At 50.5% G+C, this 26249-nt stretch carries 46 protein-coding genes and 1 pseudogene; 40 read left to right on the top strand and 7 right to left on the bottom strand.

Annotated features, from left to right (window positions below; translation table 11 throughout):
- The 3 genes and pseudogenes from tuf to bfr form a co-directional block, all read left to right on the top strand.
- Window positions 1-141, top strand: a pseudogene (tuf, locus tag ABIE02_RS22350) (elongation factor Tu); the annotation flags it as partial.
- A 177-nt stretch (window positions 142-318) separates the two neighbouring features.
- Entirely contained in the window at window positions 319-513 is a 195-nt protein-coding gene (gene bfd, locus ABIE02_RS22345) for a bacterioferritin-associated ferredoxin (protein ID WP_008503493.1), read from the top strand.
- A 70-nt stretch (window positions 514-583) separates the two neighbouring features.
- Window positions 584-1060, top strand: coding sequence for a bacterioferritin (gene bfr / locus ABIE02_RS22340; RefSeq protein ID WP_032614711.1), 477 nt, complete (start codon window positions 584-586; stop codon window positions 1058-1060).
- Here the strand turns inward: bfr and ABIE02_RS22335 are convergent.
- Window positions 1044-1517 (bottom strand): prepilin peptidase, encoded by a 474-nt coding sequence (locus ABIE02_RS22335; RefSeq protein ID WP_155167454.1) that lies wholly within the window; start codon window positions 1515-1517, stop codon window positions 1044-1046. The genes bfr and ABIE02_RS22335 overlap by 17 nt on opposite strands.
- Before the next feature lie 387 nt (window positions 1518-1904).
- Here ABIE02_RS22335 and rpsJ point away from each other — a divergent pair, with 387 nt between their 5' ends.
- From rpsJ to ABIE02_RS22180, 31 genes are all read left to right on the top strand, one after another.
- Window positions 1905-2216: a 30S ribosomal protein S10 gene (gene rpsJ, locus ABIE02_RS22330; RefSeq protein ID WP_001181005.1), complete on the top strand. Its 312-nt coding sequence runs from the start codon at window positions 1905-1907 to the stop codon at window positions 2214-2216.
- Window positions 2217-2248: 32 nt separating this feature from the next.
- A complete protein-coding gene (rplC, locus tag ABIE02_RS22325; protein WP_016538466.1) occupies window positions 2249-2878 on the top strand; it encodes a 50S ribosomal protein L3 in 630 nt (209 codons plus the stop codon).
- Between the two features lie 10 nt (window positions 2879-2888).
- The gene (gene rplD, locus ABIE02_RS22320; RefSeq protein ID WP_003031119.1) at window positions 2889-3494 is read left to right on the top strand and encodes a 50S ribosomal protein L4; all 606 of its coding nucleotides are present in this window, start codon (window positions 2889-2891) and stop codon (window positions 3492-3494) included.
- A complete protein-coding gene (gene rplW, locus ABIE02_RS22315) occupies window positions 3491-3793 on the top strand; it encodes a 50S ribosomal protein L23 (RefSeq protein ID WP_004868363.1) in 303 nt (100 codons plus the stop codon). Before rplD ends, rplW begins: the two co-directional genes overlap by 4 nt.
- Window positions 3794-3810: 17 nt before the next feature.
- The gene (gene rplB, locus ABIE02_RS22310) at window positions 3811-4632 is read left to right on the top strand and encodes a 50S ribosomal protein L2 (protein ID WP_000301869.1); all 822 of its coding nucleotides are present in this window, start codon (window positions 3811-3813) and stop codon (window positions 4630-4632) included.
- A gap of 16 nt (window positions 4633-4648) precedes the next feature.
- Entirely contained in the window at window positions 4649-4927 is a 279-nt protein-coding gene (gene rpsS, locus ABIE02_RS22305) for a 30S ribosomal protein S19 (RefSeq protein ID WP_001138115.1), read from the top strand.
- A gap of 14 nt (window positions 4928-4941) precedes the next feature.
- On the top strand, window positions 4942-5274 hold the full coding sequence (rplV, locus tag ABIE02_RS22300; RefSeq protein WP_002919773.1) for a 50S ribosomal protein L22: 333 nt from the start codon (window positions 4942-4944) through the stop codon (window positions 5272-5274).
- A 17-nt stretch (window positions 5275-5291) separates the two neighbouring features.
- The gene (rpsC, locus tag ABIE02_RS22295) at window positions 5292-5993 is read left to right on the top strand and encodes a 30S ribosomal protein S3 (protein ID WP_000529945.1); all 702 of its coding nucleotides are present in this window, start codon (window positions 5292-5294) and stop codon (window positions 5991-5993) included.
- 12 nt (window positions 5994-6005) lie between these two features.
- Window positions 6006-6416 carry a 50S ribosomal protein L16 gene (rplP, locus tag ABIE02_RS22290; RefSeq protein ID WP_002919759.1) on the top strand — a complete coding sequence of 137 codons (411 nt, stop codon included), beginning with the start codon at window positions 6006-6008 and terminating at the stop codon, window positions 6414-6416.
- The gene (rpmC, locus tag ABIE02_RS22285) at window positions 6416-6607 is read left to right on the top strand and encodes a 50S ribosomal protein L29 (RefSeq protein WP_032614707.1); all 192 of its coding nucleotides are present in this window, start codon (window positions 6416-6418) and stop codon (window positions 6605-6607) included. The genes rplP and rpmC overlap by 1 nt, the downstream gene beginning before the upstream one ends.
- A complete protein-coding gene (gene rpsQ, locus ABIE02_RS22280) occupies window positions 6607-6861 on the top strand; it encodes a 30S ribosomal protein S17 (protein ID WP_008503489.1) in 255 nt (84 codons plus the stop codon). The genes rpmC and rpsQ overlap by 1 nt, the downstream gene beginning before the upstream one ends.
- 165 nt (window positions 6862-7026) lie before the next feature.
- Window positions 7027-7398: a 50S ribosomal protein L14 gene (gene rplN, locus ABIE02_RS22275; protein WP_004160583.1), complete on the top strand. Its 372-nt coding sequence runs from the start codon at window positions 7027-7029 to the stop codon at window positions 7396-7398.
- A gap of 10 nt (window positions 7399-7408) precedes the next feature.
- A complete protein-coding gene (gene rplX, locus ABIE02_RS22270) occupies window positions 7409-7723 on the top strand; it encodes a 50S ribosomal protein L24 (protein WP_003863287.1) in 315 nt (104 codons plus the stop codon).
- A 14-nt stretch (window positions 7724-7737) separates the two neighbouring features.
- Entirely contained in the window at window positions 7738-8277 is a 540-nt protein-coding gene (gene rplE / locus ABIE02_RS22265; protein ID WP_032614703.1) for a 50S ribosomal protein L5, read from the top strand.
- Window positions 8278-8291: 14 nt separating this feature from the next.
- Window positions 8292-8597: a 30S ribosomal protein S14 gene (gene rpsN / locus ABIE02_RS22260; protein WP_032614701.1), complete on the top strand. Its 306-nt coding sequence runs from the start codon at window positions 8292-8294 to the stop codon at window positions 8595-8597.
- A gap of 30 nt (window positions 8598-8627) precedes the next feature.
- A complete protein-coding gene (gene rpsH / locus ABIE02_RS22255) occupies window positions 8628-9020 on the top strand; it encodes a 30S ribosomal protein S8 (RefSeq protein ID WP_032614699.1) in 393 nt (130 codons plus the stop codon).
- A gap of 12 nt (window positions 9021-9032) precedes the next feature.
- Window positions 9033-9566 carry a 50S ribosomal protein L6 gene (gene rplF, locus ABIE02_RS22250; RefSeq protein ID WP_032614696.1) on the top strand — a complete coding sequence of 178 codons (534 nt, stop codon included), beginning with the start codon at window positions 9033-9035 and terminating at the stop codon, window positions 9564-9566.
- A 9-nt stretch (window positions 9567-9575) separates the two neighbouring features.
- Window positions 9576-9929: a 50S ribosomal protein L18 gene (rplR, locus tag ABIE02_RS22245; protein WP_032614694.1), complete on the top strand. Its 354-nt coding sequence runs from the start codon at window positions 9576-9578 to the stop codon at window positions 9927-9929.
- Between the two features lie 14 nt (window positions 9930-9943).
- Window positions 9944-10444 (top strand): 30S ribosomal protein S5, encoded by a 501-nt coding sequence (rpsE, locus tag ABIE02_RS22240; protein WP_007369821.1) that lies wholly within the window; start codon window positions 9944-9946, stop codon window positions 10442-10444.
- A 6-nt stretch (window positions 10445-10450) separates the two neighbouring features.
- Window positions 10451-10630: a 50S ribosomal protein L30 gene (gene rpmD / locus ABIE02_RS22235; RefSeq protein ID WP_003863301.1), complete on the top strand. Its 180-nt coding sequence runs from the start codon at window positions 10451-10453 to the stop codon at window positions 10628-10630.
- A gap of 3 nt (window positions 10631-10633) precedes the next feature.
- Entirely contained in the window at window positions 10634-11068 is a 435-nt protein-coding gene (gene rplO, locus ABIE02_RS22230) for a 50S ribosomal protein L15 (RefSeq protein ID WP_032614692.1), read from the top strand.
- A gap of 7 nt (window positions 11069-11075) precedes the next feature.
- On the top strand, window positions 11076-12410 hold the full coding sequence (secY, locus tag ABIE02_RS22225; RefSeq protein ID WP_032614690.1) for a preprotein translocase subunit SecY: 1335 nt from the start codon (window positions 11076-11078) through the stop codon (window positions 12408-12410).
- A 28-nt stretch (window positions 12411-12438) separates the two neighbouring features.
- Window positions 12439-12555 (top strand): 50S ribosomal protein L36, encoded by a 117-nt coding sequence (gene rpmJ / locus ABIE02_RS22220; protein WP_000868187.1) that lies wholly within the window; start codon window positions 12439-12441, stop codon window positions 12553-12555.
- A 146-nt stretch (window positions 12556-12701) separates the two neighbouring features.
- Window positions 12702-13058: a 30S ribosomal protein S13 gene (gene rpsM, locus ABIE02_RS22215; RefSeq protein WP_003031135.1), complete on the top strand. Its 357-nt coding sequence runs from the start codon at window positions 12702-12704 to the stop codon at window positions 13056-13058.
- A gap of 16 nt (window positions 13059-13074) precedes the next feature.
- Window positions 13075-13464, top strand: a complete 390-nt coding sequence (gene rpsK / locus ABIE02_RS22210; protein WP_003863312.1) for a 30S ribosomal protein S11 — start codon at window positions 13075-13077, stop codon at window positions 13462-13464.
- Window positions 13465-13498: 34 nt separating this feature from the next.
- Window positions 13499-14119 carry a 30S ribosomal protein S4 gene (gene rpsD / locus ABIE02_RS22205; protein ID WP_032614687.1) on the top strand — a complete coding sequence of 207 codons (621 nt, stop codon included), beginning with the start codon at window positions 13499-13501 and terminating at the stop codon, window positions 14117-14119.
- 25 nt (window positions 14120-14144) lie between these two features.
- On the top strand, window positions 14145-15134 hold the full coding sequence (locus ABIE02_RS22200; RefSeq protein WP_002919219.1) for a DNA-directed RNA polymerase subunit alpha: 990 nt from the start codon (window positions 14145-14147) through the stop codon (window positions 15132-15134).
- A gap of 40 nt (window positions 15135-15174) precedes the next feature.
- A complete protein-coding gene (gene rplQ, locus ABIE02_RS22195) occupies window positions 15175-15558 on the top strand; it encodes a 50S ribosomal protein L17 (protein WP_001216368.1) in 384 nt (127 codons plus the stop codon).
- Between the two features lie 106 nt (window positions 15559-15664).
- Entirely contained in the window at window positions 15665-16033 is a 369-nt protein-coding gene (locus tag ABIE02_RS22190) for a DUF1992 domain-containing protein (protein ID WP_059307075.1), read from the top strand.
- Window positions 16034-16035: 2 nt separating this feature from the next.
- Window positions 16036-16461, top strand: a complete 426-nt coding sequence (gene zntR / locus ABIE02_RS22185) for a Zn(2+)-responsive transcriptional regulator (RefSeq protein WP_032614684.1) — start codon at window positions 16036-16038, stop codon at window positions 16459-16461.
- Between the two features lie 55 nt (window positions 16462-16516).
- Window positions 16517-16762, top strand: coding sequence for an alternative ribosome-rescue factor A (locus ABIE02_RS22180; RefSeq protein ID WP_032614682.1), 246 nt, complete (start codon window positions 16517-16519; stop codon window positions 16760-16762).
- Here the strand turns inward: ABIE02_RS22180 and mscL are convergent.
- The 5 genes from mscL to def all read right to left on the bottom strand — a co-directional run bounded on the left by mscL (window position 16730) and on the right by def (window position 21513).
- On the bottom strand, window positions 16730-17146 hold the full coding sequence (gene mscL / locus ABIE02_RS22175) for a large-conductance mechanosensitive channel protein MscL (protein ID WP_032614681.1): 417 nt from the start codon (window positions 17144-17146) through the stop codon (window positions 16730-16732). The two genes, ABIE02_RS22180 and mscL, sit on opposite strands and share 33 nt — an antisense overlap.
- Window positions 17147-17292: 146 nt before the next feature.
- On the bottom strand, window positions 17293-18669 hold the full coding sequence (gene trkA / locus ABIE02_RS22170; RefSeq protein ID WP_032614678.1) for a Trk system potassium transporter TrkA: 1377 nt from the start codon (window positions 18667-18669) through the stop codon (window positions 17293-17295).
- 22 nt (window positions 18670-18691) lie between these two features.
- Complete coding sequence (gene rsmB, locus ABIE02_RS22165) at window positions 18692-19978, bottom strand: 16S rRNA (cytosine(967)-C(5))-methyltransferase RsmB (protein ID WP_032614713.1); 1287 nt, start codon at window positions 19976-19978, stop codon at window positions 18692-18694.
- 52 nt (window positions 19979-20030) lie between these two features.
- Window positions 20031-20978: a methionyl-tRNA formyltransferase gene (fmt, locus tag ABIE02_RS22160; protein WP_117386917.1), complete on the bottom strand. Its 948-nt coding sequence runs from the start codon at window positions 20976-20978 to the stop codon at window positions 20031-20033.
- Window positions 20979-21003: 25 nt separating this feature from the next.
- Window positions 21004-21513, bottom strand: coding sequence for a peptide deformylase (gene def / locus ABIE02_RS22155; RefSeq protein WP_032614674.1), 510 nt, complete (start codon window positions 21511-21513; stop codon window positions 21004-21006).
- Window positions 21514-21640: 127 nt separating this feature from the next.
- Between def and dprA the strand changes: the two genes are divergently transcribed.
- Genes dprA through ABIE02_RS22125 form a run of 6 tightly spaced genes read left to right on the top strand, consistent with a single transcriptional unit; the run spans window position 21641 to window position 25424 of the window.
- Window positions 21641-22765, top strand: a complete 1125-nt coding sequence (dprA, locus tag ABIE02_RS22150) for a DNA-protecting protein DprA (RefSeq protein WP_150872595.1) — start codon at window positions 21641-21643, stop codon at window positions 22763-22765.
- Window positions 22737-23210 carry a DUF494 family protein Smg gene (gene smg / locus ABIE02_RS22145; protein WP_032614670.1) on the top strand — a complete coding sequence of 158 codons (474 nt, stop codon included), beginning with the start codon at window positions 22737-22739 and terminating at the stop codon, window positions 23208-23210. The genes dprA and smg overlap by 29 nt, the downstream gene beginning before the upstream one ends.
- A 26-nt stretch (window positions 23211-23236) precedes the next feature.
- Complete coding sequence (locus ABIE02_RS22140; protein WP_032614667.1) at window positions 23237-23791, top strand: DNA topoisomerase family protein; 555 nt, start codon at window positions 23237-23239, stop codon at window positions 23789-23791.
- Window positions 23784-24356 carry an L-threonylcarbamoyladenylate synthase type 1 TsaC gene (gene tsaC / locus ABIE02_RS22135; RefSeq protein WP_059309064.1) on the top strand — a complete coding sequence of 191 codons (573 nt, stop codon included), beginning with the start codon at window positions 23784-23786 and terminating at the stop codon, window positions 24354-24356. Before ABIE02_RS22140 ends, tsaC begins: the two co-directional genes overlap by 8 nt.
- Before the next feature lie 4 nt (window positions 24357-24360).
- On the top strand, window positions 24361-25179 hold the full coding sequence (aroE, locus tag ABIE02_RS22130; protein WP_032614663.1) for a shikimate dehydrogenase: 819 nt from the start codon (window positions 24361-24363) through the stop codon (window positions 25177-25179).
- Window positions 25176-25424: a DUF1488 domain-containing protein gene (locus ABIE02_RS22125; RefSeq protein WP_077228022.1), complete on the top strand. Its 249-nt coding sequence runs from the start codon at window positions 25176-25178 to the stop codon at window positions 25422-25424. Before aroE ends, ABIE02_RS22125 begins: the two co-directional genes overlap by 4 nt.
- Here ABIE02_RS22125 and ABIE02_RS22120 read toward each other — a convergent pair.
- Complete coding sequence (locus ABIE02_RS22120) at window positions 25400-25954, bottom strand: gamma carbonic anhydrase family protein (protein ID WP_059307080.1); 555 nt, start codon at window positions 25952-25954, stop codon at window positions 25400-25402. The two genes, ABIE02_RS22125 and ABIE02_RS22120, sit on opposite strands and share 25 nt — an antisense overlap.
- Window positions 25955-26249 lie beyond the last annotated feature (295 nt).

Genomic DNA, 26249 nt, shown 5'->3' with positions numbered 1-26249 from the left:
GAGATGGTAATGCCAGGCGACAACATCAAGATGGTTGTTACCCTGATCCACCCAATCGCAATGGACGATGGTCTGCGCTTCGCAATCCGCGAAGGCGGCCGTACCGTTGGCGCGGGTGTTGTTGCTAAAGTTCTGGGCTAATTAATTATCCCTGAATTAAAAAGGACGCTTCGGCGTCCTTTTTTGTTGCCTTGCGTTTGTCCCTGTCACAAATTTTCGCATTTTTTGCTGGCGCCCGTCCCGTATCTCGATGCTTGTGCTATTGTAATCATAATTATTCTCACTTACACTTTGCGCATATTTTGAACGGGAGTGGTTATGTACGTTTGTTTATGTAATGGTGTAAGTGATAAAAAAATCCGTCAGGCCGTTCGCCAGTTTCAACCACAATCTTTTCAGCAGCTGCGTAAGTTTGTTCCAGTGGGAAATCAATGCGGTAAGTGCGTTCGCGCTGCCCGTGAGATCATGCAAGACGAATTGATGCAGATCCCGGAATACAAAGAGATTGCCTGAGGCTCATTCTTTTTTTTGACATCCCTGTAGCCCCATCTACGCTTCAATAAGTGGAAGCGGAGGGACTATAATGAAAGGTGATATTAAAATCATAAGTTATCTCAATAAATTATTGGGAAATGAGCTTGTCGCAATCAATCAATACTTTCTCCATGCGAGAATGTTCAAGAACTGGGGTCTGACTCGCCTCAACGACGTTGAATACCATGAATCCATTGATGAAATGAAACACGCCGATAAGTATATCGAGCGTATTTTATTCCTTGAGGGAATCCCCAACCTGCAGGATCTCGGCAAGCTGGGTATCGGTGAAGATGTTGAAGAGATGCTGCGCTCCGATCTGGCACTGGAACTCGAGGGTGCAAAAGATCTTCGTGAAGCTATCGCTTACGCTGACAGTGTTCACGATTATGTCAGCCGCGATATGATGATCCAGATCCTGGCCGATGAAGAAGGGCACATCGACTGGCTGGAGACTGAGCTGGATCTTATCGGTAAAATCGGTCTGCAGAATTATCTCCAGTCACAGATCAAAGTGGAAAGCTGATCAGGCTTTGCCCGCCAATCATTAAACCTGCTGCCGCCATAAAAGGTCCAAAGGGCAGCGGGTTTTTTAATATCTGTTCTCCCGGTTTAAACAAAGATTTTATCAAAAGATAGAGCGTCGCCAGCAGAGCTGCCGATAAGGCCAGAGCAGGAAGCACGCACCAGCCATGCCATGCGCCCAGTGCCCCCAGATATTTCACGTCCCCGTATCCCAATCCTTCACGTTTACGTATCAGTTTGTAAGCCCAATAAATCATCGCGAAACCGGTGTATCCCGCGATCGCACCCAGAACCGCGCTTGCCAGAAAATCGGGATGAAGACAGAGGTGATAGAGCAGACCCGTCCAGAGCAATGGACAGAGGTATTTGTCCAAGAGCAGATGCGAACGGATATCTTCCCGGACTAATAAAAAGGTTAAAACCAAGTAGACGAACAGGAAGGGGAGGGTAGTAAGCATCGTTTGGCGCCTCAATGAAATGTGTGAGGCCATATTCCGCGTACTTGCTGTGGTTAAACAAACTGCAAAACGAAACCCTGCGTAAAGCCTTCCTGAGTATTTGCAGGTCGCCGTTACATTACAGAAAATTTACGAGTCGCAACGCAAAACTCACCAGTGTCGTCTATTTCCTAAACGGGGCTTGCGTCCTGCCCAGATTTACGTATAATGCGCGGGCTTGTCGTAATTGACAGCTGGTTCAATCTGAACCCAGGCAACACTGTTTTTCGTTGCCTAACAATGCTCCCAATTGGGGGGCTACGTAAGAACGGTTACACTCTCCCATCAATCGTAATGGGTTTGAGTAGTAATCATTTTCGTTTATAAAATAATTGGAGCTCTGGTCTCATGCAGAACCAAAGAATCCGTATCCGTCTTAAAGCGTTTGATCATCGTCTGATCGATCAATCAACCGCGGAAATCGTCGAGACTGCTAAGCGCACTGGTGCGCAAGTCCGTGGTCCGATCCCGCTGCCGACCCGCAAAGAGCGCTTTACCGTTCTGATCTCCCCGCACGTTAACAAAGACGCGCGTGATCAGTACGAAATCCGCACTCACAAGCGTCTGGTTGACATCGTTGAGCCAACCGAGAAAACCGTTGATGCTCTGATGCGTCTGGATCTGGCTGCCGGTGTAGACGTGCAGATCAGCCTGGGTTAATCAGGTCATCGAGCGATTGAGAGGTTGATACAATGATTGGTTTAGTCGGTAAAAAAGTGGGCATGACCCGCATCTTCACTGAAGATGGCGTATCTATCCCAGTAACCGTAATCGAAGTTGAAGCAAACCGCGTTACTCAGGTTAAAGACCTGGCTAACGATGGCTACCGTGCCGTTCAGGTTACCACTGGTGCTAAAAAAGCTAACCGTGTAACCAAACCGGAAGCGGGTCACTTCGCTAAAGCTGGCGTTGAAGCTGGCCGTGGTCTGTGGGAATTCCGTCTTGCTGAAGGCGAAGAGTTCACCGTAGGTCAGGACATTAGCGTTGAGCTGTTTGCAGAAGTTAAAAAAGTTGACGTAACCGGTACCTCTAAAGGTAAAGGTTTTGCTGGTACCGTTAAGCGCTGGAACTTCCGTACTCAGGATGCCACGCACGGTAACTCCTTGTCCCACCGCGTTCCGGGTTCTATCGGTCAGAACCAGACTCCGGGCAAAGTGTTCAAAGGCAAGAAAATGGCAGGTCAGCTGGGTAACGAACGTGTGACCGTTCAGAGCCTGGACGTAGTACGTGTTGACGCTGAGCGCAACCTGCTGCTGGTTAAAGGTGCAGTTCCGGGTGCAACCGGTAGCGACCTGATCGTTAAACCAGCTGTGAAGGCGTAAGGGGATAGCAATGGAATTAGTATTGAAAGACGCGCAGAGCGCGCTGACTGTTTCCGAAACTACCTTCGGTCGTGATTTCAACGAAGCGCTGGTTCACCAGGTTGTTGTTGCTTATGCAGCTGGTGCTCGTCAGGGTACTCGTGCTCAGAAGACTCGTGCTGAAGTAACTGGTTCCGGCAAAAAGCCGTGGCGCCAGAAAGGTACCGGCCGTGCGCGTTCAGGTTCTATCAAGAGCCCGATCTGGCGTTCCGGTGGCGTGACCTTCGCTGCTCGCCCGCAGGACCACAGTCAAAAAGTTAACAAAAAGATGTACCGCGGCGCGCTGAAAAGCATCCTGTCCGAGCTGGTACGTCAGGATCGTCTGATCGTTGTCGAATCTTTCTCTGTAGAAGCGCCTAAAACTAAGCTGCTGGCACAGAAACTGAAAGACATGGCTCTGGAAGATGTGCTGATCATCACCGGTGAGCTGGACGAGAACCTGTTCCTGGCCGCACGTAACCTGCACAAGGTTGACGTACGCGATGCGACTGGTATCGACCCGGTTAGCCTGATCGCCTTCGACAAAGTCGTAATGACTGCTGATGCTGTTAAGCAAGTTGAGGAGATGCTGGCATGATTCGTGAAGAACGTCTGCTGAAGGTGCTTCGTGCACCGCACGTTTCTGAAAAAGCGTCTGCTGCGATGGAAAAAACAAACACCATCGTTCTCAAAGTTGCTAAAGACGCGACCAAAGCAGAAATCAAAGCTGCTGTGCAGAAACTGTTTGAAGTCGAAGTCGAAGTCGTTAACACCCTGGTAGTTAAAGGGAAAGTTAAACGTCACGGACAGCGTATCGGTCGTCGTAGCGACTGGAAAAAAGCTTACGTCACCCTGAAAGAAGGCCAGAACCTGGACTTCGTTGGCGGCGCTGAGTAAGTCGGAGGAGTAATACAATGGCAGTTGTTAAATGTAAACCGACATCTCCGGGTCGTCGCCACGTCGTTAAAGTGGTCAACCCAGAGCTGCACAAGGGCAAACCTTTTGCTCCGCTGGTTGAAAAAAACAGCAAATCCGGTGGTCGTAACAACAATGGCCGTATCACCACTCGTCACATCGGTGGTGGTCACAAGCAGGCTTACCGTATTGTTGACTTCAAACGCAACAAAGACGGTATCCCAGCTGTTGTTGAGCGTCTTGAGTACGATCCGAACCGTTCCGCGAACATCGCGCTGGTTCTGTACAAAGATGGCGAGCGCCGTTACATTCTGGCCCCTAAAGGCCTGAAAGCTGGCGACCAGATTCAGTCTGGCGTTGATGCTGCAATCAAAGCAGGTAACACCCTGCCGATGCGCAATATCCCGGTTGGTTCTACCGTTCATAACGTAGAAATGAAACCAGGTAAAGGCGGTCAGCTGGCACGTTCCGCTGGTACTTACGTTCAGATCGTTGCGCGCGATGGTGCTTATGTCACCCTGCGTCTGCGTTCTGGTGAAATGCGTAAAGTCGAAGCAGACTGCCGCGCAACTCTGGGCGAAGTTGGCAATGCTGAGCATATGCTGCGCGTTCTGGGTAAAGCAGGTGCTGCACGCTGGCGTGGTGTTCGTCCTACCGTTCGCGGTACTGCGATGAACCCAGTCGACCACCCACATGGTGGTGGTGAAGGTCGTAACTTTGGTAAGCACCCGGTAACTCCGTGGGGCGTTCAGACCAAAGGTAAGAAGACCCGCAGCAACAAGCGTACTGATAAATTTATCGTACGTCGCCGTAGCAAATAATATTAGAGGATAAGCCATGCCACGTTCTCTCAAGAAAGGTCCTTTTATTGACCTGCACTTGCTGAAGAAGGTAGAGAAAGCGGTGGAAAGCGGAGACAAGAAGCCCCTGCGCACTTGGTCCCGTCGTTCAACGATCTTTCCTAACATGATCGGTTTGACCATCGCTGTCCATAATGGTCGTCAGCACGTTCCAGTCTTTGTTTCCGATGAAATGGTCGGTCACAAACTGGGTGAATTCGCACCGACTCGTACTTATCGCGGCCATGCTGCTGATAAAAAAGCGAAGAAGAAATAAGGTAGGAGGAAGAGATGGAAACTTTAGCTCAACATCGCCATGCTCGTTCTTCTGCTCAGAAGGTTCGCCTTGTTGCTGACCTGATTCGCGGTAAGAAAGTGTCGCAGGCCCTGGACATCCTGACCTATACCAACAAGAAAGCTGCGGTATTGGTTAAGAAGGTACTGGAATCTGCCATTGCTAACGCTGAACACAACGATGGCGCTGACATTGACGATCTGAAAGTCGCGAAAATCTTCGTAGACGAAGGCCCAAGCATGAAGCGCATTATGCCGCGTGCGAAAGGTCGTGCAGATCGCATCCTGAAGCGCACCAGCCACATTACTGTGGTTGTGTCCGATCGCTGAGACTCTGGAGACTAGCAATGGGTCAGAAAGTACATCCTAATGGTATTCGCCTGGGTATTGTAAAACCATGGAACTCAACCTGGTTTGCGAACACCAAAGAATTCGCTGACAACCTGGACAGCGATTTTAAAGTACGTCAGTACCTGACTAAGGAACTGGCTAAAGCGTCTGTATCTCGTATCGTTATCGAGCGTCCAGCTAAGAGCATCCGTGTGACTATTCACACCGCTCGTCCTGGCATCGTAATCGGTAAGAAAGGCGAAGACGTAGAAAAACTGCGCAAGGTCGTAGCGGATATCGCTGGCGTTCCTGCACAGATCAATATCGCTGAAGTTCGTAAGCCTGAACTGGACGCTAAATTGGTTGCTGATAGCATCACTTCACAGCTGGAACGTCGCGTTATGTTCCGTCGTGCTATGAAGCGTGCTGTACAGAACGCAATGCGTCTGGGCGCTAAAGGTATCAAAGTTGAAGTTAGCGGCCGTCTGGGCGGCGCGGAAATCGCACGTACCGAATGGTACCGCGAAGGTCGCGTACCGCTGCACACTCTGCGTGCTGACATCGACTACAACACCTCTGAAGCGCACACCACTTACGGTGTAATCGGCGTTAAGGTATGGATCTTCAAAGGTGAGATCCTGGGTGGTATGGCTGCTGTTGAACAACCGGAAAAACCGGCTGCGCAACCTAAAAAGCAGCAGCGTAAAGGCCGTAAATAAGGAGCGTCGCTGATGTTACAACCAAAGCGTACAAAATTCCGTAAAGTGCACAAAGGCCGCAACCGTGGTCTGGCGCAGGGTACGGATGTTAGCTTCGGCACTTTCGGTCTGAAAGCTGTTGGCCGTGGTCGTCTGACTGCACGTCAGATCGAAGCAGCACGTCGTGCTATGACCCGTGCAGTTAAGCGTCAAGGTAAAATTTGGATCCGTGTATTCCCGGACAAACCAATTACCGAGAAGCCGCTGGAAGTTCGTATGGGTAAAGGTAAAGGTAACGTGGAGTACTGGGTTGCCTTGATCCAACCGGGCAAAGTCCTTTATGAAATGGACGGTGTTCCGGAAGAGCTGGCCCGTGAAGCCTTCGGCCTGGCAGCAGCGAAACTGCCTATCAAAACCACCTTTGTAACTAAGACGGTGATGTAATGAAAGCAAATGAGCTGCGTGAAAAAAGCGTAGAAGAGCTGAACGCTGAGCTGCTGAACCTGCTGCGTGAGCAGTTCAACCTGCGTATGCAGGCTGCAAGTGGCCAGCTGCAACAGACTCACCTGCTGAAGCAGGTACGTCGTGATGTTGCACGCGTTAAGACTTTACTGACTCAGAAGGCGGGTGCGTAATGACCGATAAAATCCGTACTCTGCAAGGTCGTGTTGTTAGCGACAAAATGGAGAAATCCATCGTTGTAGCTATCGAACGTATTGTGAAACACCCGATCTACGGTAAATTCATCAAGCGTACGACCAAACTGCACGTACATGACGAGAACAACGAATGTGGTATCGGCGACAAGGTTGAAATCCGTGAATGCCGTCCACTGTCCAAGACTAAGTCCTGGACGCTGGTTCGCGTTGTAGAGAAAGCGGTTCTGTAATAGAGTAGCCTTCTCGATACGAATAAACGGCTCAGCAATGGGCCGTTTATTTTTTCTACCCATATTGCAGAAGCGGTGTTATAATGCCGCGCCCTCGATATGGGGCTTTTTAACGGCTCTGATTTTAGAGTCTCAGGTAGTAGTTGACATTAGCGGAGCACTGAAATGATCCAAGAACAGACTATGCTGAACGTCGCCGACAACTCCGGTGCACGTCGCGTAATGTGTATCAAGGTTCTGGGTGGCTCGCACCGTCGCTACGCAGGCGTAGGCGACATCATCAAGATCACCATCAAGGAAGCAATTCCACGTGGTAAGGTCAAGAAAGGTGATGTGCTGAAAGCGGTAGTGGTGCGCACCAGGAAGGGTGTTCGTCGCCCTGACGGTTCTGTCATTCGCTTCGATGGTAATGCATGCGTTATTTTAAACAATAACAGCGAGCAGCCTATCGGCACGCGTATCTTTGGGCCGGTAACTCGTGAACTTCGTACTGAAAAGTTCATGAAAATTATCTCTCTGGCACCAGAAGTACTCTAAGGAGCGAATCATGGCAGCGAAAATCCGTCGTGATGACGAAGTTATCGTGTTAACCGGTAAAGATAAAGGTAAACGCGGTAAAGTAAAAAATGTTCTGTCTTCCGGCAAACTCGTCGTTGAAGGTATCAACCTGGTTAAGAAACATCAGAAGCCGGTTCCGGCCCTGAACCAGCCAGGTGGCATCGTTGAAAAAGAAGCTGCAATTCAGGTTTCTAACGTTGCAATCTTCAATGCGGCAACCGGTAAGGCTGACCGTGTAGGCTTTAGATTCGAAGACGGCAAAAAAGTCCGTTTCTTCAAGTCTAACAGCGAAACTATCAAGTAATTTGGAGTAGTACGATGGCGAAACTGCATGATTACTACAAAGACGAAGTAGTTAACAAACTCATGACTGAGTTTAACTACAATTCTGTCATGCAAGTCCCTCGGGTCGAGAAGATCACCCTGAACATGGGTGTTGGTGAAGCGATCGCTGACAAGAAACTGCTGGATAACGCAGCAGCTGATCTGACAGCAATCTCCGGTCAAAAACCGCTGATCACCAAAGCACGCAAATCTGTTGCAGGCTTCAAAATCCGTCAGGGCTATCCGATCGGCTGTAAAGTAACTCTGCGTGGCGAACGCATGTGGGAGTTCCTTGAGCGCCTGATCTCTATTGCTGTTCCACGTATCCGTGACTTCCGTGGCTTGTCCGCTAAGTCTTTCGACGGTCGTGGCAACTACAGCATGGGTGTCCGTGAGCAGATCATCTTCCCAGAGATCGACTACGATAAAGTCGACCGCGTGCGTGGTTTGGATATTACCATTACCACTACTGCGAACTCTGACGAAGAAGGCCGCGCTCTGCTGGCTGCGTTTGACTTCCCGTTCCGCAAGTAAGGTAGGGTTACTGAATGGCTAAGCAATCAATGAAAGCACGCGAAGTAAAGCGCGTAGCTTTAGCTGATAAATTCTTCGCTAAACGCGCTGAACTGAAAGCGATCATTTCTGATGTGAACGCTTCCGACGAAGATCGTTGGAATGCTGTTCTCAAGCTGCAGTCTCTGCCGCGTGATTCCAGCCCGTCTCGTCAGCGTAACCGCTGTCGTCAAACAGGTCGTCCACATGGTTTCGTGGGCAAGTTCGGGTTGAGCCGTATCAAACTGCGTGAAGCCGCCATGCGCGGTGAAGTACCAGGCTTGAAAAAGGCTAGCTGGTAATTACCAATTGAATCACGGGAGTAAAGACAGATGAGCATGCAAGATCCGATCGCGGATATGCTGACCCGTATCCGTAACGGTCAGGCCGCGAACAAAGTTGCGGTCACCATGCCTTCCGCCAAGCTGAAAGTGGCAATTGCCAACGTGCTGAAGGAAGAAGGTTTTATCGAAGATTTTAAAGTTGAAGGCGACACCAAGCCGGAACTGGAACTTACTCTTAAGTATTTCCAGGGTAAAGCTGTTGTAGAAAGCATTCAGCGTGTCAGCCGCCCAGGCCTGCGCATCTATAAGAAAAAAGATGAGCTGCCAAAAGTTATGGCCGGCATGGGTATCGCAGTTGTTTCTACCTCTAAAGGTGTTATGACTGATCGTGCAGCGCGCCAAGCTGGTCTTGGTGGCGAAATTATCTGCTACGTAGCCTAATCGGAGGAAAGAATGTCTCGTGTTGCTAAAGCACCGGTCGTTATTCCTGCCGGCGTTGATGTAAAAATCGACGGTCAGGTTATTACGATCAAAGGTAAAAATGGCGAGCTGACTCGTACCCTCAACAATGCTGTTGAAGTTAATCATGTAGACAACGCTCTGACTTTCGGCCCACGTACTGGTTACGTTGATGGCTGGGCTCAGGCTGGTACCGCGCGTGCCCTGCTGAACTCAATGGTTGTTGGTGTTACCGAAGGCTTCACTAAAAAGCTTCAGCTGGTTGGTGTAGGTTATCGTGCAGCGATCAAAGGGAATGCAGTAGGCCTGTCTCTGGGCTTCTCACACCCTGTTGAGCATCCGCTGCCGGCCGGTATCACTGCAGAATGCCCGACTCAGACTGAAATCGTGCTGAAAGGCGCTGATAAACAGCTGATCGGTCAGGTTGCAGCAGATCTGCGCGCCTACCGTCGTCCTGAGCCTTACAAAGGCAAGGGTGTTCGTTACGCCGACGAAGTCGTGCGTACCAAAGAGGCTAAGAAGAAGTAAGGTAACACTATGGATAAGAAATCTGCTCGTATCCGTCGTGCGACCCGCGCACGCCGCAAGCTCAAAGAGCTGGGTGCAACTCGCCTGGTGGTACATCGTACCCCGCGTCATATTTACGCACAGGTCATTGCACCAAACGGTTCTGAAGTTCTGGTAGCTGCTTCTACTGTAGAAAAAGCTATTACTGAACAATTGAAGTACACCGGTAACAAAGACGCTGCTGCAGCTGTAGGTAAAGCTGTTGCTGAACGCGCTCTGGAAAAAGGCATCACAGTTGTGTCCTTTGACCGTTCCGGGTTCCAATATCATGGTCGCGTCCAGGCACTGGCAGATGCTGCCCGTGAAGCTGGCCTTCAGTTCTAAGGTAGAGGTGTAAGATGGCTCACATCGAAAAACAGGCTGGCGAACTGCAGGAAAAGCTGATCGCGGTTAACCGCGTATCTAAAACCGTTAAAGGTGGTCGTATTTTCTCCTTCACAGCTCTGACTGTTGTTGGTGATGGTAATGGCCGCGTAGGTTTTGGTTACGGTAAAGCGCGTGAAGTTCCAGCAGCGATCCAGAAAGCGATGGAAAAAGCCCGTCGCAATATGATTAACGTCGCGCTGAACCACGGCACCCTGCAGCACCCAGTTAAGGGTACTCACACGGGTTCTCGTGTCTTCATGCAGCCAGCTTCCGAAGGTACCGGTATCATCGCCGGTGGTGCAATGCGCGCCGTTCTGGAAGTTGCTGGAGTTCATAACGTTCTGGCTAAAGCATATGGTTCCACCAACCCGATCAACGTGGTTCGTGCAACTATTGATGGCCTGGAAAATATGAAATCTCCAGAAATGGTCGCTGCCAAGCGTGGTAAATCCGTTGAAGAAATTCTGGGGTAATTGACCATGGCAAAGACTATTAAAATTACACAAACCCGCAGTGCAATCGGACGTCTGCCGAAACACAAGGCAACTCTGCTTGGCCTGGGTCTGCGTCGTATTGGTCATACCGTTGAGCGCGAGGATACTCCTGCTGTTCGTGGTATGGTCAACGCGGTTTACTTCATGGTTAAAGTTGAGGAGTAAGAGATGCGTTTAAATACTCTGTCTCCGGCCGAAGGCTCTAAAAAGGCGGGTAAACGCCTGGGTCGTGGTATCGGTTCTGGCCTCGGCAAAACCGGTGGTCGTGGTCACAAAGGTCAGAACTCTCGTTCTGGCGGTGGCGTACGTCGCGGTTTCGAGGGTGGCCAGATGCCACTGTACCGTCGTCTGCCGAAGTTCGGCTTCACCTCTCGCAAATCAGCGATCACAGCCGAAGTTCGTCTGTCTGACCTGGCGAAAGTTGAAGGCGGCGTTGTAGACCTGAACACGCTGAAAGCAGCAAACATTATCGGTATCCAGATCGAGTTCGCGAAAGTGATCCTGGCTGGTGAAGTTTCTACTCCGGTAACTGTTCGTGGCCTGCGTGTTACTAAAGGTGCTCGTGCTGCTATCGAAGCTGCTGGCGGTAAAATCGAGGAATAAGTAGCAGATGGCTAAACAACCGGGATTAGATTTTCAAAGTGCCAAAGGTGGCTTAGGCGAGCTGAAACGCAGACTGTTGTTTGTAATCGGTGCGCTTATTGTGTTCCGTATTGGCTCTTTTATTCCGATCCCTGGTATTGATGCCGCTGTACTTGCCAAACTGCTTGAGCAACAGCGTGGCACCATCATTGAAATGTTTAACATGTTCTCTGGTGGTGCTCTCAGCCGTGCTTCAATCTTTGCTTTGGGTATCATGCCGTATATTTCGGCATCGATCATTATCCAGCTGCTGACGGTCGTTCATCCGACCTTGGCAGAGCTGAAGAAAGAAGGGGAGTCTGGTCGTCGTAAGATCAGCCAGTACACCCGTTACGGCACTCTGGTGCTGGCGATATTCCAGTCGATCGGTATTGCTACCGGTCTACCGAATATGCCTGGTATGCAGGGCCTGGTTATTAACCCAGGCTTTGCATTCTATTTCACCGCTGTTGTAAGTCTGGTTTCAGGAACGATGTTCCTGATGTGGCTCGGCGAACAAATTACTGAACGAGGTATCGGCAACGGTATTTCGATCATTATCTTCGCTGGTATTGTTGCGGGTCTCCCGCCAGCCATCGCCCATACTATCGAGCAAGCGCGTCAAGGCGACCTGCACTTCCTCCTGTTGCTGTTGGTTGCAGTATTAGTATTTGCAGTGACGTTCTTTGTTATCTTCGTTGAACGTGGTCAACGCCGCATTGTGGTAAACTACGCGAAACGTCAGCAAGGTCGTCGTGTCTATGCTGCACAGAGCACACATTTACCGCTGAAAGTGAATATGGCAGGGGTAATCCCGGCAATCTTCGCTTCCAGTATTATTCTGTTCCCGGCGACCATCGCGTCATGGTTCGGGGGCGGGACTGGTTGGAACTGGCTGACAACAATTTCGCTGTATTTGCAGCCTGGGCAACCACTTTATGTGTTACTCTATGCGTCTGCGATCATCTTCTTCTGTTTCTTCTACACGGCGTTGGTCTTCAACCCGCGTGAAACAGCAGATAACCTGAAGAAGTCCGGTGCATTTGTACCAGGAATTCGTCCGGGAGAGCAAACGGCGAAGTATATCGATAAAGTAATGACTCGCCTGACTTTGGTTGGTGCGCTTTATATTACTTTTATTTGCCTGATCCCGGAGTTCATGCGTGATGCAATGAAAGTACCGTTCTACTTCGGTGGAACCTCACTGCTTATCGTTGTTGTCGTGATTATGGACTTTATGGCTCAAGTGCAAACTCTGATGATGTCAAGTCAGTACGAGTCTGCATTGAAGAAGGCGAACCTTAAAGGCTACGGCCGACAATAGGTCGCTCGAGAAGTTACGGAGAGTAAAAATGAAAGTTCGTGCTTCCGTCAAGAAATTATGCCGTAACTGCAAAATCGTTAAGCGTGATGGTGTCATCCGTGTGATTTGCAGTGCCGAGCCGAAGCATAAACAGCGCCAAGGCTGATTATTTCGCATATTTTTCTTGCAAAGTTGGGTTGAGCTGGCTAGATTAGCCAGCCAATCTTTTGTATGTCTGTACGTTTCCATTTGAGTATCCTGAAAACGGGCTTTTCAGCATGGTGCGTACATATTAAATAGTAGGAGTGCATAGTGGCCCGTATAGCAGGCATTAACATTCCTGATCAGAAACATGCTGTGATCGCATTAACTTCGATCTACGGCGTCGGCAAGACCCGTTCCAAAGCCATTCTGGCTGCAGCGGGTATCGCTGAAGATGTTAAGATCAGTGAGCTGTCTGAAGAACAAATCGACACGCTGCGTGACGAAGTTGCCAAATTTGTCGTTGAAGGTGATCTGCGCCGTGAAGTTAGCATGAGCATCAAGCGCCTTATGGATCTTGGTTGCTATCGCGGTTTGCGTCATCGTCGTGGTCTCCCGGTTCGCGGCCAGCGTACCAAGACCAACGCACGTACCCGTAAGGGTCCGCGCAAACCGATCAAGAAATAATCGGGGTGATTGAATAATGGCAAAGGCACCAGTTCGTGCACGTAAGCGTGTAAGAAAACAAGTCTCTGACGGCGTGGCTCATATCCATGCTTCTTTCAACAACACCATCGTTACTATTACTGATCGTCAGGGTAACGCACTGGGTTGGGCAACAGCCGGTGGTTCCGGTTTCCGTGGTTCACGCAAATCCACTCCGTTCGCAGCTCAGGTTGCAGCAGAGCGTTGCGCTGAAGCCGTAAAAGAATACGGCATCAAGAATCTGGAAGTTATGGTAAAAGGTCCGGGTCCAGGTCGCGAATCTACTGTTCGTGCTCTGAACGCCGCTGGTTTCCGCATCACGAATATTACTGATGTGACTCCGATCCCTCATAACGGTTGTCGTCCGCCGAAAAAACGTCGCGTATAACGCGTTCGTTTTCTAGGATTGTTGGAGATAGAAAATGGCAAGATATTTGGGTCCTAAGCTCAAGCTGAGCCGTCGTGAGGGCACCGACTTATTCCTTAAGTCTGGCGTTCGCGCGATCGATACCAAGTGTAAAATTGAACAAGCTCCTGGCCAGCACGGTGCGCGTAAACCGCGTCTGTCTGACTATGGTGTGCAGTTGCGTGAAAAGCAGAAAGTTCGCCGTATGTACGGTGTGCTGGAGCGTCAGTTCCGTAACTACTATAAAGAAGCAGCACGTCTGAAAGGCAACACCGGTGAAAACCTGTTGGCTCTGCTGGAAGGCCGTCTGGACAACGTAGTATACCGTATGGGCTTTGGTGCCACTCGTGCTGAAGCACGTCAGATGGTTAGCCATAAAGCAATCATGGTAAACGGTCGTGTTGTTAACATCGCTTCTTATCAGGTTAAAGCGAATGACGTTGTTAGCATTCGTGAGAAAGCGAAAAAGCAATCTCGCGTGAAAGCCGCTCTGGAGCTGGCTGAGCAGCGTGAAAAGCCAACCTGGCTGGAAGTTGATGCTGGCAAGATGGAAGGCACGTTCAAGCGTCAGCCGGAACGTTCTGATCTGTCTGCGGACATTAACGAACACCTGATCGTCGAGCTTTACTCCAAGTAAAGCTTAGTACCAAAGAGAGGACACAATGCAGGGTTCTGTGACAGAGTTTCTAAAACCGCGCCTGGTAGATATCGAGCAAGTGAGTTCGACGCACGCCAAGGTGACCCTTGAGCCTTTAGAGCGTGGCTTTGGCCATACTCTGGGTAACGCACTGCGCCGTATTCTGCTCTCATCGATGCCGGGTTGCGCGGTGACCGAGGTTGAGATTGATGGTGTACTTCATGAGTACAGCACCAAAGAAGGCGTTCAGGAAGATATCCTTGAAATCCTGCTCAACCTGAAAGGGCTGGCGGTGAGAGTTCAGGGTAAAGATGAAGTTATTCTTACTCTGAATAAATCTGGCATTGGCCCTGTGACTGCAGCCGATATCACCCACGACGGTGATGTCGAAATCGTCAAGCCGCAGCACGTGATCTGCCACCTGACCGATGAGAACGCAGCTATTAGCATGCGTATCAAAGTTCAGCGCGGTCGTGGTTATGTGCCGGCTTCTGCCCGAATTCATTCGGAAGAAGATGAGCGCCCAATCGGCCGTCTGCTGGTCGACGCATGCTACAGCCCTGTAGAGCGTATTGCCTACAATGTTGAAGCAGCGCGTGTAGAACAGCGTACCGACCTGGACAAGCTGGTCATCGAAATGGAAACCAACGGCACAATCGATCCTGAAGAGGCGATTCGTCGTGCGGCAACCATCCTGGCAGAACAACTGGAAGCTTTCGTTGACTTACGTGATGTACGTCAGCCGGAAGTGAAAGAAGAGAAACCAGAATTCGATCCGATCCTGCTGCGCCCTGTTGACGATCTGGAATTGACTGTCCGCTCTGCTAACTGCCTTAAGGCAGAAGCTATCCACTATATCGGTGATCTGGTACAGCGTACCGAGGTTGAGTTGCTGAAAACGCCGAACCTGGGTAAAAAATCTCTTACTGAGATTAAAGACGTGCTGGCTTCACGTGGTCTGTCTCTGGGCATGCGCCTGGAAAACTGGCCACCGGCAAGCATTGCTGACGAGTAACCGGATCACAGGTTAAGGTTTTACTGAGAAGGATAAGGTCATGCGCCATCGTAAGAGTGGTCGTCAACTGAACCGCAACAGCAGCCATCGCCAGGCTATGTTCCGCAACATGGCAGGTTCACTGGTTCGTCATGAGATCATCAAGACGACCCTGCCTAAAGCGAAAGAGCTGCGTCGCGTAGTTGAGCCGCTGATTACTCTTGCCAAGACTGACAGCGTTGCTAATCGTCGTCTGGCATTCGCCCGTACTCGTGATAACGAGATCGTGGCAAAACTGTTTAACGAACTGGGCCCGCGTTTCGCGAGCCGTGCCGGTGGTTACACTCGTATTCTGAAGTGTGGCTTCCGTGCAGGCGACAACGCGCCGATGGCTTACATCGAGCTGGTTGATCGTTCAGAGAAAGCAGAAGCTGCTGCAGAGTAATCTGCAGTAACGTAAAAAAACCCGCTTCGGTGGGTTTTTTTATATCTGCTGTATCCCCACTTTCCTACAATAGTCGTATTCTTTTCATTCTCTGCGGAGTTTTGCTATGTGGTTACTTGACCAGTGGGCAGAACGACACATTCTTGATGCTCAACGCCAGGGTGAATTTGATAACCTGCCTGGTAGTGGATGCCCATTAATACTGGATAATGATTCACATGTTCCTGCTGAACTGAGAGCAGGTTATCGAATGTTGAAAAATGCTGGTTGCCTGCCGCCAGAACTTGAGCAGCGTAAAGAGGCAGTTGAGCTTGCTCACTTACTCAGTACAGTCAGACAAGGATCTCCCGAGCATACGGATTACAGCCAGCGACTCGCACTTCTTGAGCTTAAGCTTCGACAGGCGGGTGTAAGCACAAATTTCCTGCACGGCGACTACGCTGACCGGCTAGTGAAAAAAATGAATGAGGATTAGCGATGTATCGTATTGGTGAGATTGCGAAGCTGGCTGATGTCACGCCTGACACCATTCGTTATTACGAAAAACAGCAGATGATGGAGCATGAAATTCGCACTGAAGGTGGCTTTCGGTTGTATACCGATAAGGATCTTCAGCGGTTGAAGTTCATTCGTCACGCCCGACAGCTGGGTTTTACGCTGGAATCGATCCGTGAACTGCTGTCGATCCGCATCGATCCTGAACACCACACCTGCCAGGAATCAAAAAGCATTGTGCAGGCGAGACTGAGTGAAGTCGAAGCGCGTATCGAAGAGTTACAAACGATGCGCCTGTCTCTACAGCGGCTGAACGATGCTTGTTGTGGCACTGCTCATAGTAGCGTCTACTGCTCTATCCTCGAAACACTCGAGCAGGGGGCAAACGGAGAAACGCGCGGCTGTTGATTTTATTTATCTCAGCTTTTCCACTCGCGTGGATATTGTCTATACCGGAGAAATCATGAGCCATTATCAGCATAAGAAAGGGCAAATCAACGATAACGCTATTGAAGCATTATTACATGATCCTTTATTCAGGCAGCGAATTGAGAAGAATAAGAAAGGGAAAGGAAGTTATCTACGTAAAAATAAACATGCGAAACGGGGTAACTGGGAGGCCAGTGGCAAGCAAGCAAATCGCTTTCTTACCACTGGCCTTCTTGCTTTCAGAGCCTTACAAAGTACGGTTGTTTTGCGCTTTCAGTAAGTCACGAATTTCTGTCAGCAATACTTCTTCTTTCGAGGGTGCTGCCGGCGCAGCCGGTTCTTCTTTTTTCTTACGATTCAATCTATTGATCAGCTTGATAGCCATAAAGATGGCAAAAGCAACAATCACAAAATCAAATACGTTTTGAATAAACACGCCGTAATGCATTACCACTGCAGGAATATCACCTTGTGCTTCACGCAGTGTTATAGCGAACTGTTTGAAATCGATCCCGCCAATCAATAATCCCAGCGGGGGCATGATAATATCGGCAACCAGTGATGAAACGATCTTACCAAACGCTGCACCAATAATTACACCTACAGCCAAATCCACTACATTCCCGCGCATCGCAAATTCGCGAAATTCTTTAATAAAACTCATTTTGTTCTCCTTGTGCCAGCTGACAAATACAAGTTTAACAAATCATTAGCGGATTGCCATTGAAGAGAGACATGCGTCACAGAAATATAACCCTTACATATTATTGGGTTATAAAAAAAGGTGCTGATAACAGCACCCTTCAGGCATTACAGGAAGAAAGGACTTGGCTGGAACAGACGTTCGACGTCGGTAATAAACTTTTTATCTGTCAGGAACATGATTACATGATCGCCTTGCTCAATGCGCAAGTTATCATTGGCGATCATCACATCATTACCGCGCACTACCGCACCAATGATGGTCCCCGGCGGGAGCTTAATTTCGTCGATAGTACGCCCTACCACACGGGAAGTACTTTCATCTCCGTGCGCCACGGCTTCGATAGCTTCTGCCACTCCGCGACGTAGAGAAGACACACCCACGATGTCCGCTTTACGTACATGGCTCAGCAGGGCAGAAATAGTGGCCTGTTGCGGTGAAATTGCGATATCAATGACGCTGCCTTGTACCAAATCGACATACGCCCGACGCTGAATAAGCACCATGACTTTCTTCGCGCCCATCCGTTTTGCCAGCATCGCTGACATGATGTTGGCTTCATCGTCATTGGTGACCGCAATGAAAAGATCAACTTGATCGATATGTTCTTCGGCGAGCAACTCTTGATCCGACGCATCGCCATAAAAAACGATCGTATTTTGCAGTTTTTCTGCCAGCTCAGAAGCTCGCTGTTGATCGCGTTCGATCAGTTTAACGCTGTAATCTTTTTCCAACTGGCGAGCCAGACCGGCACCGATATTACCGCCCCCAACCAGCATGATGCGTTTATAGGGTTTTTCCAGTCGCTGAAGTTCACTCATTACTGCACGAATGTGCTGCGATGCAGCAATAAAGAAGACTTCATCTCCGGCTTCGACAATGGTAGAGCCTTGCGGTCGGATAGGGCGATCATGACGGAAGATCGCGGCGACACGGGTATCAATATGCGGCATATGTTCGCGCATGGTGGAAAGCGCGTTGCCAATCAGTGGGCCACCATAATAGGCTTTGACCACTGCAAGACTGACTTTACCTTCCGCGAAATTCACCACCTGCAGTGCGCCCGGGTATTCAATCAGTCGGTAGATGCTGTCGATAACCAGCTGTTCTGGCGCAATCAAATGGTCGATAGGAACCGCATCGGAATGAAACAGCTTATCGGCATCGCGGACATAATCCGGGGAGCGGATACGTGCAATGCGGTTTGGGGTGTTGAAGAGTGAATAGGCGACCTGACAGGCAACCATATTAGTCTCATCGGAACTGGTAACAGCAACCAGCATATCGGCATCATCAGCACCGGCTTCACGTAACACCCGTGGATGAGAACCATGCCCCTGAACCACACGCAGATCAAATTTATCCTGCAGGCTGCGCAGACGATCGCCATTGGTATCAACGATTGTGATGTCGTTATTCTCACCGACCAGGTTTTCTGCCAGCGTACCGCCCACCTGTCCCGCGCCCAGAATGATTATCTTCATATCTTGTGACCCGTTTTCAACATCACTCTTTGATTAGCTTAGCGTAAAAGAAGCCGTCGCCTTCTTCTGCCCCTGGCAGGTTTTGTTTGCCGGGCTGCTCTGGTGTACCGGTCAGATGCAGACGGGCATTGGGCGTACGCTTCAGGAAGGCCGCGATCTGCTGACTGTTCTCTTCTGGCAATACGGAACAGGTGGCATACACCAGCGTCCCGCCGCTTTTCAGATGTGGCCAGATGGCATCCAGAATCTCAGACTGCAGCTGTGCCAGCTCTTTAATATCCCGATCGCGGCGTAACCATTTAATATCAGGATGGCGGCGGATCACCCCGGTAGCGGAACAAGGGGCATCCAGTAAAATACGGTCGAACTGCTCATCTCCGCACCACTGAGCTGGTGTACGTCCGTCGCCCTGTTTGACCTCGGCCTTCATGCCAAGCCGTTTAAGGTTATCGTAAACACGTGAAAGACGCTGTTCGTCAACATCGACCGCCATTACGCTTGCCTGCGGTGCGACTTCCAGAATATGCGTTGTCTTACCGCCAGGCGCGGCGCACAGATCAAGGATACGTTCGCCATTTTGCGGTTCAAGCCAGGTCATGCAACCCTGGGCAGAGGCATCCTGAACGGTAACCCAGCCCTGTTCAAACCCTGGAAGAGTATGCACCGGCGCTGGCGCGGCCAGACGAACCGCATCACTATAATTCGGATGCGGGAATCCACTCATCCCGGCTTCTTCCAGTAGTGCCAGCCACGCATCGCGGGAGTGGTGGTTGCGGTTGACGCGTAACCACATAGGCGGTCGCTGGTTATTAGCCTCAACCAGCGTTTCCCACTGCTGAGGATAGGCTTTTTGCAGACGTTTTAATAACCAGTCGGGATGCAGGAAACGTTTTTCCGAGCGGGCAAATTCAGTCAGCAATTCATCCTGCTGACGCTGGAACTGGCGTAAAACGCCATTAACCAGCCCTTTAAGCTGCGGACGTTTTACCGCAACTGCACCTTCTACCGTCTCGGCCAGTGCGGCATGAGGCGGAATACGGGTATGCAGTAACTGATAGAAGCCGACCATGATCAGATAATGAAGTACGCGCTGTTTGCCTGCCATCGGGCGCGCCATTAGTTTTCCGATCAGCCACTCCAGCTGCGGTAAGGTGCGCAGAACGCCAAAGCACAACTCCTGAAGAAGCGCCTTATCTTTATCGGAAACTTTTTGCTGTAATGGTGGCAGGACATTGCTCAATGATTGGCCCTGTTCGACCACTTGTTCAATTGCCTGCGCTGCCAGGCTGCGTAAATTTTGTTTTTTCATAACCGCAAAAATAAAAATGCCCGGAAACACCGGGCCTTAAATGGAGATGATCTCAGGCGAGACTATTGCCAGGCGTAAACCATTCACGGCGTGAGTTCAGAAGATCCTGCGCGCTCATGGCTTTTTTACCGGCTGGTTGTAAGGATTCCAGATTCAGGATCCCTTCAACAGTTGCGACCTGAATACCCTGCTTATTCGCTTCAACAATTGTTCCGGGTGCGGCATTGACTGGTCCGGCAATGACGGAGGCCTGCCAGACTTTCACCGGCTGCCCGTCTATTTCCAGCCAGCTCATTGGCCAAGGATTAAATGCCCGAATGCACCGTTCAAGCTGGGCTGCAGGAAGTGACCAGTCGAGGCGGGCCTCTTCTTTACTGAGCTTCTCAGCATAGGTCACCAGGGCTTCGTCCTGGACTTCCGGTTGAACACGGTTATCCGCCAGCTGCTGCAGCGTATCAATAAGACCTTTTGGCCCAAGCTCCGCCAGTTTGTCATACAGCGTGGCGCTGGTGTCTTCGTCTGTAATAGGGCAAGAAAGCTTATAAAGCATGTCGCCGGTATCCAGACCCACGTCCATCTGCATAATCGTCACGCCAGTGTCGGCATCGCCGGCCCACAACGAACGTTGTATTGGCGCCGCGCCGCGCCAGCGCGGAAGCAGTGATCCGTGGACATTAAGGCAACCCAGGCGCGGCATATCAAGCACCGCTTTTGGCAGAATGAGGCCATATGCCACAACCACCATGACATCCGCATTTAAATCTGCGACCAGCTGCTGGTTTTCCTGCGGCCGCAACGAAGCAGGCTGGAAAACCGGTAAGCCGTGTTCTTCTGCCAGCACTTTAACCGGGCTAGGCATCAATTTTTTACCGCGGCCTGCCGGGCGGTCGGGCTGAGTAAAAACGCCGACAACCTGATGGCCAGACGACAACAGCGCGTCCAGATGACGCGCTGCGAAGTCAGGTGTTCCTGCGAAGATGATACGTAGTGATGTAGACACGTTAATCCTTGTATCCGGGGTCACGTTATGCGCGAGCGCGCATGCGATCCAGTTTCTCTACTTTCTGACGAATACGCTGCTGTTTCAATGGAGAGAGGTAATCGATAAACAGCTTACCGACCAGATGATCCATTTCATGCTGAATGCAGATTGCCAGGAGATCGTCCGCTTCCAGTTCGAATGGCTTACCGTCGCGATCAAGCGCACGTATTTTAACTTTCTCTGCGCGAGGAACCAGCGCACGCTGCTCAGGAATGGAGAGACAGCCTTCTTCGATTCCGGTTTCACCGCTTTTTTCCAGTAACTCCGGGTTAATTAATACCAGGCGTTCTTCACGGTTTTCGGAAACATCAATCACGATAATGCGCTGATGAATATCTACCTGCGTAGCTGCGAGACCGATACCTTCTTCGGCGTACATCGTGTCGAACATATCATCAATGATACGTTGCGTTTCTGCATTCACTTCTTTAACCGGTTCGGCGACTTTGCGAAGGCGCTCGTCCGGGATATGTAACACTTGCAAAACTGCCATATTTTTCCAGAGTCGTATTCAGGAGTTGATAAGAATATAACCTCTATTCTAGACAAAACCCCCTCTGATTGACAGCATCAGTGACCAATCGCAAAGATTGCCAGAGCGGCTTGTGGCAGGGGAAAGGATGACATCCACAGAGATATGGTTACGCCTGATAAGCATTGGAGAATTATACGGCGATAAGATGGTGGCGATAGCGCAGCAGTTGCAGCGTGAACCCCATATTGATGCCACTGCGCTGACAGGCGTGGGGCTGACCCAAAAGCAAAAGGCGCGCTTCTTTTCATTTTCGGCGGATGAGCTGGAACGCAGCATGCAATGGCTGGCAGAGCCAGGCCATCACCTGTTATGTGCTGACAATGCCTTGTACCCCGTCCAGCTGCGCGCAATTTCGGATTACCCTGGCGCCCTGTTCGTCATGGGGGATGTGCGGGTGCTGTCGAGCCTGCAGCTAGCCGTCGTGGGTAGCCGTTCCCATTCCTGGTACGGAGAGCGATGGGGCAAGATCCTGTGTGAACAGTTAGCCCAGGCGGGCCTGACAATTACCAGCGGTCTCGCCTGTGGGATTGATGGGGTTGCACATCGTGCCGCGCTTAATGTTAAAGGGAAAAGCGTGGCGGTTTTAGGCAACGGCTTGTCCGGTGTCTACCCCCGTCGGCATCACTCGCTGGCCATGCAGCTTGTTGAGAGCGGTGGCGCTGTGGTTTCGGAGTTTCCTCTCGCTACGCCGCCATGGCCCGGTAATTTTCCCCGGCGTAACCGTATTATTAGCGGCCTAAGTCAGGGGGTGTTCGTTATCGAAGCTCTGTTAAAGAGTGGTTCACTCGTTACGGCGAAATGCGCACTCGAGCAGGGACGCGAAGTCTTTGCGCTGCCAGGGGCGATTGGAAATCCAGGATGTGAGGGGCCGCACTGGTTAATTAAGCAGGGAGCCACGGCAGTAACGGCGGTCGAAGATATTCTGGAAAGTTTGCAATATGGCCTTAACTGGCTGCCTGAGGATCACGAAAATTGGCTTTATTCATCAGATCAGGACCAGGTAGCATTGCCATTTCCTGAGCTCCTGGCTAACGTAGGAGATGAGGTAACACCTGTTGACGTTGTCGCTGAACGTGCCGGCCAACCTGTGCCAGTAACGGTAGCACAGCTACTCGAACTGGAGTTAGCAGGATGGATCGCAGCTGTACCTGGCGGCTATGTCCGATTAAGGAGGGCAAGCCATGTTCGACGTACTCATGTATTTGTTTGAGACTTACATCCATAACGAAGCTGAAGCACGCGTGGATCAGGACAAACTTACACGCGATCTTACCGATGCTGGTTTCGAACGGGAAGATATTTACAACGCGTTAATATGGCTCGAAAAACTGGCTGATTATCAAGAAGGCCTCGCCGAACCGATGCAGTTGGCTTCCGATCCACTGTCTGTACGCATTTATACGGCTGAAGAGTGTGAAAGGCTGGATGCCAGTTGCCGGGGATTTGTTTTATTCCTTGAGCAGATTCAGGTGCTGAACCTCGAAACGCGAGAAATGGTGATAGAGCGCGTCATGGCGCTGGATACGGCAGAATTTGAGCTGGAAGATCTGAAATGGGTCATCCTGATGGTTCTGTTCAACATTCCAGGCTGTGAAAATGCCTATCAACAAATGGAAGAATTACTCTTTGAAGTGAATGAAGGTATGCTGCATTAATTCATCATGCAGCACCAAGAGTTGTTATGGCCAAATCAGCACTATTTACGGTGCACAAAAATGAGCCATGCCCGCAGTGCGGGGCAGAGCTTGTAATCCGGTCCGGTAAACACGGGCCGTTTCTCGGTTGTTCACACTATCCAGACTGTGATTATGTCCGTCCCCTGAAAAGTCAGGCGGACGGGCATATTGTTAAAGTTCTGGAGGGACAGGCATGCCCGCAATGTGGCAGCGATCTGGCGCTGCGTCAGGGTCGCTATGGCATGTTTATCGGGTGTAGTCGCTATCCTGAATGTGAACATACTGAACAGATTGATAAACCCGATGAGACAGCCCTGGCCTGTCCACAATGTGACAGCGGCCACCTTGTTCAACGGCGTTCACGTTATGGTAAGACATTCCATTCCTGCGATCGTTATCCTGAGTGTCAATTCGTGACTAATTTCAAACCGGTGGCGGGAAGCTGTCCTGAGTGCCACTACCCGCTACTTATCGAGAAGAAAACGGCGCAAGGCATGAAGCGTTTTTGCGCCAGTAAACAATGTGGAAAGCCGGTTTCGGCGGATCAAAAAAGTGAATAATAACCTGCAATCAGACTCCATTGCGCATGCAGTGGGCGTACTGAATAAAGAAGATGTCATCGCTTATCCAACAGAAGCTGTTTTTGGGGTGGGATGCGATCCCGACAGCGAATTAGCCGTATCGCGCCTGTTAACACTCAAACAAAGGCCGGTTGAAAAAGGGCTGATTCTCATCGCTGCCAGTTTCGACCAGCTTAAACCTTATATTGATGATTCCATGTTGACGTCTGCGCAACGTGAAACTATTTTTGCGGCCTGGCCGGGTCCCGTGACCTTTGTATTCCCTGCGCTGCCAACGACCCCGCGGTGGCTGACGGGACGGTTTGATTCACTCGCCGTTCGCGTAACAGACCATCCCTTGGTTATCGAACTCTGCCATCGTTTTGGTAAACCGCTGGTCTCTACCAGTGCCAATCTGACGGGCTTGCCTCCATGCCGTACAGCAGAAGAGGTGTTAGCGCAGTTTGGTAACGATTTTCCTGTGGTTATCGGTGAAACCGGCGGTCGCCTGAATCCGTCAGAAATTCGTGATGCTTTGACCGGCGAACGTTTTCGCCAGGGGTAATGAGATGGAAGCGTACGCCGTTTTTGGTAATCCAATCGCTCACAGCAAGTCACCGTTTATTCATCAGCAGTTTGCGCAGCAGCTGCACATTGATCATCCTTATGGTCGTGTGCTTGCGCCTGTCGATGACTTTGTCATGACGTTGAATAACTTTTTTGCTGGTGGCGGAAAAGGGGCAAATGTCACCGTGCCTTTTAAGGAAGAGGCATTCGAGCGTGCCGATGAATTAACGGAACGTGCGTCCCTCGCGGGAGCGGTGAATACCCTTAAACGGCTTGAAGATGGCCGGATTCTGGGGGATAACACGGACGGTATCGGCTTGCTGAGCGATCTGGAGCGGCTATCATTTATCAAACCAGGCGCGCGCGTCCTGTTGATAGGTGCGGGTGGGGCTTCGCGTGGGGTTATTTTACCGCTGCTCTCTCTGGATTGCGCTGTGACCATAACGAATCGTACTTATTCCCGTGCCGTAGAGCTGGCCACATTGTTTGCCCATACCGGGAGCATTCATGCGGTGGACATGGATGCGTTAAGCGGTCATGAATTTGATCTGATCATTAATGCGACCTCGAGCGGTATTGCTGGCGAGGTTCCCGCCATTCCTTCTTCATTAGTTAACGCGCATGTTCATTGCTACGACATGTTCTACCAAAAAGGCAAAACGTCTTTTCTGAGCTGGTGTGAACAACACGGTGCAAAACATCTTGCTGATGGGCTGGGAATGCTGGTGGGGCAGGCCGCACATGCCGTACTGTTGTGGCACGGTGTATTGCCAGCAGTCGAACCCGTGATTGAAAAGCTCAAACAGGAGCTGTCGGCATGAACCAGGCGATCCAGTTTTCGGACCGGGAAACATGGGACGACGAAAAGCTGGCCGTCTGTTTTCCCGCTCTGGTGAACGGCATGCAAATGATGTGTGCGATTGAAGGGGCAACGCTAGTTCGTCGTTTTGGCGAAGGCCTGCCACTCACTCTTTTTCGTGAACATCGCTGGGATCTGGAAGAAGAAGCCAGCGATGCGATCCGTGCAGGCGAAGAAGACGATCAGGGCTGGTTCTGGCTCTCTTGATCCAGATAGTCATTCTTCCACTTAACATAGTTATTGGCTGAGTACTTCAGGCCTTCCTTTTCCGCTTCTGTCAGGGGGCGGATCTGTTTCACCGGGCTACCTAAATAAAGAAAGCCGCTTTCTAACCGCTTATTTTGCGGAACCAGACTCCCGGCACCAATCATTACATCATCTTCTACTACCACACCATCCAATAAAATAGATCCCATACCCACCAGAACACGATTGCCGATGGTGCAGCCGTGCAGCATCACCTTATGACCGACAGTAACCTCTTCACCAACGATCAGCGGGTTGCCTTCAGGGTTATAAGAGGATTTATGGGTAACGTGCAGCACGCTGCCATCCTGAATATTGGTGCGTGCGCCGATGGAGACATAGTTAACATCTCCACGGATGGCAACCAGGGGCCAGATACTGACGTCGTCGCCCATACGGACATCACCAATGACCACACTGCTGCTGTCGATCAAGACGCGATCGCCTTTTTTGGGGAAAAGATCTTTGTAGGGACGGAGTGCTACAGACATATCAACCTCGACTGATGTGCTTTTTATAGAAACTTTGATCCTATTATTCTGCTTGATCAAGGAGGAATTGCGTCATTATTTGAGCGGATCGCGTGGGATTTCGGCGAAAAGAACGAAAAAAGAACAGTCAGTAGAAAAGATCGAAAAAATGCTTGTGCTAAAAGCTGGGATCCCTATAATGCGCCTCCATCGACACGGCGGATGTGAATCACTTCACACAAACAGCCGGGCCGGTTGAAGAGAAAAGCGTGAAATAATCGCTTGACTCTGAAAGAGGAAAGCGTAATATACGCCA

It is taken from the genome of Leclercia sp. 1548 (assembly GCF_050435045.1).
In the GTDB taxonomy this organism is placed as follows: Bacteria; Pseudomonadota; Gammaproteobacteria; order Enterobacterales; family Enterobacteriaceae; genus Enterobacter; species Enterobacter adecarboxylatus.
The sequence above is the reverse complement of the archived record's forward strand: the minus strand, read 5'-3'. Positions and strand labels throughout refer to the sequence as shown.